The following is a 2,335-nucleotide window of genomic DNA, read 5'->3' as shown; positions in this document are numbered from 1 at the left end:
GCCGCTGGCGCCGGCTTCCCGGTAGAGCTTGCCGCGCCGGATGGCTTCGGCCTCGGCGGCGTCGCCGGTGGCGAGCTGGCGCAGGTAGACGTCGGTGCGGGCGTTGATGAACAGGTTCACCCCGGCCTTCTCGGCCGCCTGCCGGGCCGCGGCGATCTTGCGGGCGTGCAGGTTGGGGTCGCGGGAACCGTCCTCGAAGTTGATGCCGACGGCCCCGGCCTGGAGAACGCGGGTGATGTTCTGGGCGAGCTGGTCGAGGTCGTCGGTGAAGCCGCCTTCGAAGTCGCAGCTGACCGGTGTGTCGACGACCCGGCTGATCGCCTCGACCACCGCGCAAGTGTTGTCGACGGCGAGGATATCGCCGTCGGCCTGGCCGAACGTCCAGGCCACGGCGGCAGACGAAGTCGCGACGGCCTTCGCGCCCGCATCGGCCACGACCGCGGCGGAGGCGGCGTCCCAGGCGTTGGGCAGGATCAGGACGTCGGGGCCCTGGTGCAACTGGTGGAACAGGTCGGCTTTAGCAGTCTGGCTCATCAGGTCCCTCGTTCGATGTGCGAGGCACATATGGGGTGGCTGCTGCCAACGTGCTGGCGGGAACCGGACACGAACGGATAATCTCGACGCCTTGGTGTCGGAGGCTCGGTCCATGGCGGGCTCAGTCTGGCGGATGAAGGGCGACGGCGCGAACATCGCCGTGCTGGCGGACTGTCATATCCACGAAGGCGGGCCACAATTTCCGGAGGCTCTGTTCCCGCGGCTGCAGGGATCCGACCTGATCGTGGTCCTGGGCGACATGGGCGAGAAGGCGGGCCTGGACCGGCTGGAGGAGATCGCGCCCGTGCTGGGCGTCCGTGGGCAGGACGACGTCGACGACATGCGGACCCGGCGCGAGGTCCTGCTGCTGGAGGACGGCCCCTATCACATCGGCTGCGTCTTCGACGCCGTGGCCGCCGGGTTGGCCGTCTCGTCGGATCCGTTCGTCGCCGCGCCGGACGCCGCGGAGGTGTCGCGCCGCCTGTTCGGGCATGAGGTGGACGTCCTGCTGCACGCCGGCACCCACAAGCCCGAGGAGGCGAAGTTCGGCCGCCGGGGCTCGGCGCTCAATCCGGGCAGCGCGGTGCTGCCGGCCGACGGCGCGAAGGCGAGCTTCCTGCGCCTGAAGGTGATGGCCGACGGCTGCTTCGGGCAGATCGTCTGGGTCGCCTGAGGTCCAGGCTTACGGCGCGGCGCAGAAACCCGCTAAGACCGCGCTCGTGACCGCCGCCGCCTTGACCCGCCTCAGCCTGACCGACTTCCGGTACTACGAACGGGCGGAGCTCAGCCTGGACGGCGGGCCGGTGTGGCTGGCCGGGCCGAACGGGGCAGGGAAGACCAACCTCTTGGAGGCCGTCAGCTTCCTGATCCCCGGCCGCGGCCTGCGCGGCTCGGCGCTCAGCGAAGTCGGGCGGCGGATGCCGGGCGAGGCGGTGGGCCGCGCCTGGGCCGTCGCGGTCACCGTGCAGGGCGCGGACGGCGAGACAAGGCTGGGCACCGGGGTGGAGCAGGCGGGCGCGCCGCGGCGCGTGGTGCGGGTGGAGGGCGAGCCGGTGCCGCCGGGACGCCTCGCCGAGCACGGCCGGCAGGTCTGGCTGACCCCGGCGCAGGACCGGCTGTTCCTGGAGGGCGCGGCCGACCGCCGGCGCTTCTTCGACCGGCTGGTGTTCGCGGGGGAGCCGCAGCACGCCGCCCACGTGCAGGCCTACGAGAAGGCGCAGCGCGAGCGGATGCGGCTGCTCACCGACGGCCCCGCCGATCCTGCCTGGCTGGACGCGCTGGAGGCGCAGCTCGCCGAGGCGGGGACGCTGATGGCCGAGGCGCGGGCGCGCACCCTGGCGGCGCTGGCCGCGGAGATCGACACCCGCGGCGAACGGCCGTTCCCGCAGGCGCGGCTGGCGCTGACCGGAGACTGGGAGCGGATGGCCGGCGAGGGGGTGGACTTCGCGGAGATCGAGGGGCGGCTGGCGCGAGCATTGAAGCAGGCCCGCGAGCGCGACGCAGCCGCCGGCCGGGCGCTGACCGGCCCGCACCGCGGCGACCTCTCCGTCGTCCACGCCGAGAAGGACCGGCCCGCCGCGGAGTGCTCCACCGGCGAGCAGAAGGCGCTGATCCTGAACCTGGTGCTGGCGCAGGCCGCCCGGCTGGCGCGGGCCGAGGCGCCGTCGCCGATCCTGCTGCTGGACGAGGTGGCGGCCCATCTCGACGCGCGGCGCCGGGCGGCGCTGTTCGACGAGATCGAGGCGCTGGGTCTGCAGGCCTTCCTGACGGGGACGGACGAGATGCTGTTCGAGGGGCTGGC

Annotated in this window: 3 protein-coding genes; 2 read left to right on the top strand and 1 reads right to left on the bottom strand. The window is 73.1% G+C overall.

The genetic code is table 11. The features are described 5' to 3' along the window. A partial coding sequence (locus tag VGD44_RS19085; RefSeq protein ID WP_331089960.1) for an isocitrate lyase/phosphoenolpyruvate mutase family protein occupies positions 1–534 on the bottom strand: 534 nt, incomplete at its 3' end. Positions 535–646: 112 nt separating this feature from the next. On the opposite strand from VGD44_RS19085, the gene VGD44_RS19080 reads away from it, so the two are divergent. Further along, a complete protein-coding gene (locus VGD44_RS19080; RefSeq protein ID WP_331089959.1) occupies positions 647–1,207 on the top strand; it encodes a metallophosphoesterase family protein in 561 nt (186 codons plus the stop codon). Between the two features lie 46 nt (positions 1,208–1,253). Beyond that, the coding region (gene recF, locus VGD44_RS19075; RefSeq protein ID WP_331089958.1) for a DNA replication/repair protein RecF at positions 1,254–2,335 on the top strand (1,082 nt) is incomplete at its 3' end.

The sequence above is a fragment of the Phenylobacterium sp. genome, from assembly GCF_036402295.1.
Classification (GTDB): domain Bacteria; phylum Pseudomonadota; class Alphaproteobacteria; order Caulobacterales; family Caulobacteraceae; genus Phenylobacterium.
Note: the sequence above shows the minus strand (reverse complement) of the source record. Positions and strands in the feature narration are given on the sequence as shown.

Coding starts and splice junctions, on each gene's coding strand:
- VGD44_RS19080 (WP_331089959.1), top strand. CDS start 647: ATGGCGGGCTCAGTCTGGCGGATGAAGGGCGACGGCGCGAACATCGCC.